This window comes from Streptomyces carpinensis, assembly GCF_002154505.1.
In the GTDB taxonomy this organism is placed as follows: Bacteria; Actinomycetota; Actinomycetes; order Streptomycetales; family Streptomycetaceae; genus Streptomyces; species Streptomyces carpinensis.
Genome location: NZ_MUBM01000651.1, coordinates 1 through 2400 on the forward strand (window position 1 = coordinate 1; position 2400 = coordinate 2400).

At 71.0% G+C, this 2400-nt stretch carries 4 protein-coding genes; all 4 read right to left on the minus strand.

The features are described from left to right. On the minus strand, positions 1-201 hold a 201-nt coding region (locus BZY54_RS47515; protein WP_244217707.1), incomplete at its 3' end, for a 3-hydroxyacyl-CoA dehydrogenase NAD-binding domain-containing protein. Between the two features lie 101 nt (positions 202-302). Beyond that, on the minus strand, positions 303-1157 hold the full coding sequence (gene truA / locus BZY54_RS47520) for a tRNA pseudouridine(38-40) synthase TruA (RefSeq protein ID WP_086731490.1): 855 nt from the start codon (positions 1155-1157) through the stop codon (positions 303-305). A 90-nt stretch (positions 1158-1247) separates the two neighbouring features. Then, positions 1248-1742 (minus strand): 50S ribosomal protein L17, encoded by a 495-nt coding sequence (gene rplQ, locus BZY54_RS47525; RefSeq protein WP_086731491.1) that lies wholly within the window; start codon positions 1740-1742, stop codon positions 1248-1250. A gap of 190 nt (positions 1743-1932) precedes the next feature. After that, on the minus strand, positions 1933-2400 hold a 468-nt coding region (locus BZY54_RS47530), incomplete at its 5' end, for a DNA-directed RNA polymerase subunit alpha C-terminal domain-containing protein (protein WP_279634780.1).

Sequence of the window (2400 nt, forward strand, 5' to 3'; positions counted from 1 at the left end):
GGTGAACCGCAGCCGCCCGCTCGCCGTGTGCCGGGCGAGCAGCGCGGCCAGCCCCGGCTCATGGAACGGCGCCCTGCCCGCGCGCAGCGCGGCGACCTTCCCGGCGTCGACGTCGACGCCGACCACCTCGTGTCCCAGCTCCGCCATGCAGGCGGCGTGCGTGGCACCCAGATAGCCGGTGCCGATGACGGTGAGCCGCATGGGGTCCGCCCTCTCGCCGAACGGCAGCACACAGGTACGGCGAGTTCCCGCCATACCGCACACGTACCGTCACACCGGGTCAGCGGCGGGCCGGCGGGCCCTCAGCAGCAGCCGGCCGTCGGCAGCGACCGCTTGTTGCGGGCCTCGCGGTTGCGCGCGGCCAGCAGCTCGTCGGCCGGATAGCCGACCTCCTCCAGGGTCAGCCCGTGCGGCCGTACGACGTGCACGGCCGAGTCCCGCACGCCCGCGGCCAGGACCTTCCCCGGCCAGTCCGGGGGACGGTGGCCGTCGCCGACGAACAGCAGCGCCCCGATGAGCGAGCGCACCATGTTGTGGCAGAAGGCGTCGGCACGGACGGTGGCGGTGATGATCCCGCCGTCGCCGCGCTCGAGAACGAGCTCCTGGAGCGTACGGATGGTGGTCGCGCCCTCACGCTTCTTGCAGTACGCCGCGAAGTCGTGCTCACCGATCAGCCGCCGGGCCGCCTCGTTCATGGCGTCGACGTCGAGCGGCCAGTCGTGCCACAGCACGTGGTTCCGCAGCAGCGGGTCGACGCCGCCCGGGTTGTCGGTGACGCGGTAGGCGTAGCGGCGCCAGACGGCGGAGAAACGGGCGTTGAAGCCGCTGGGCGCGGGCCTGAGGGCCCATACGCGCACGTCCTTCGGCAGCCGCCCGGCGAGCCGCTTGAGCAGCTTCTCGTGGTGCTCGCGCCAGACCTGCTCGGGCAGGTCCACGTGTGCCACCTGGCCCCGCGCGTGCACCCCGGCGTCGGTCCGCCCGGCGACGGTCAGCTCGAAGGTCTCCCGGGAGCGCGTGACCGTGCGCAGCGCGTCCTCGATCTCACCCTGCACGGTCCGCCTGCCGCCGGCCTGCTTGGCCCAGCCGTGGAAGCCGGTGCCGTCGTAGGACAGGTCGAGACGGATACGGACATGGCCGGGCTGTACTTCGTCACTCACGTGCAGATCCTCTCAGGGCCGGTGACTTCTCCGGTACGCGAAAGCGGGCCCGCCCCGTAGGGCGAGCCCGCTTCAGCGTCAGGCGGAGCCTCAGGCGTCCTTCGACTCCTCGGCAGCGGCCTCCTCGGCCGGAGCCTCGGTGGTCTCCTGCGCCTTGGCCTCCTCGGACTCCTTGACCGCACGCTTGGTGGCGGCCTCGGCCTCGCCCACGGCCTTCTGCTGCACCGTCAGCGCCTCGACCAGCTCGATGACGGCCATGGGCGCGTTGTCGCCACGGCGGTTACCGATCTTGGTGATGCGGGTGTAGCCACCCGGACGGTTCTCGTAACGCGGGCCGATCTCGGTGAAGAGCGTGTGGACGACGCTCTTGTCCGTGATGACCTGGAGCACCTGACGGCGGTTGTGAAGGTCGCCCTTCTTCGCCTTGGTGACCAGACGCTCGGCATACGGGCGCAGGCGGCGGGCCTTCGCCTCGGTGGTGGTGATACGGCCGTGCTCGAACAGCGCCTTCGCGAGGTTCGCGAGGAGCAGCTTCTCGTGCGCGGCGCTGCCGCCCAGACGGGCACCCTTGGTGGGCTTCGGCATGGTTCTTCTCCTGTGTGTCTGCCCCGGCCGTGTCAGGTACCGAGGTCAGTATCCGAGCAGGCGGTTGCCTGTCGGAGATCCGGGCGTCTTTCGGACGCCCGGAAGATCCGCGCCCCCGAAGAGGCGCGGGGACTGCGCGACCAGCCACAGCGGGCCCGCAGTCACAGAACCGGCCTCCTCAGCGGAGTGCTCAGTACTGCTCGGTCTCGACGAAGCCCGCGTCCGCGTCGTCGTCGGCGCCGAAGGCGTCCGCGGCGGCGGTCGGGTCGAATCCGGGCGGGCTGTCCTTCAGGGCCAGGCCCATGCCGGCCAGCTTCGCCTTGACCTCGTCGATGGACTTCGCACCGAAGTTGCGGATGTCCAGCAGGTCCGCCTCCGAGCGGGCGACGAGCTCACCCACGGAGTGGATGCCCTCGCGCTTGAGGCAGTTGTAGGAGCGGACCGTGAGCTCCAGCTCCTCGATCGGCAGCGCCAGGTCGGCGGCCAGGGCGGCGTCCGTCGGGGACGGACCCATGTCGATGCCCTCGGCGTCGATGTTCAGCTCGCGGGCGAGACCGAACAGCTCGACCAGGGTCTTGCCGGCCGACGCCATGGCGTCACGGGGACGCATGGCCTGCTTCGTCTCGACGTCGACGATCAGCTTGTCGAAGTCGGTGCG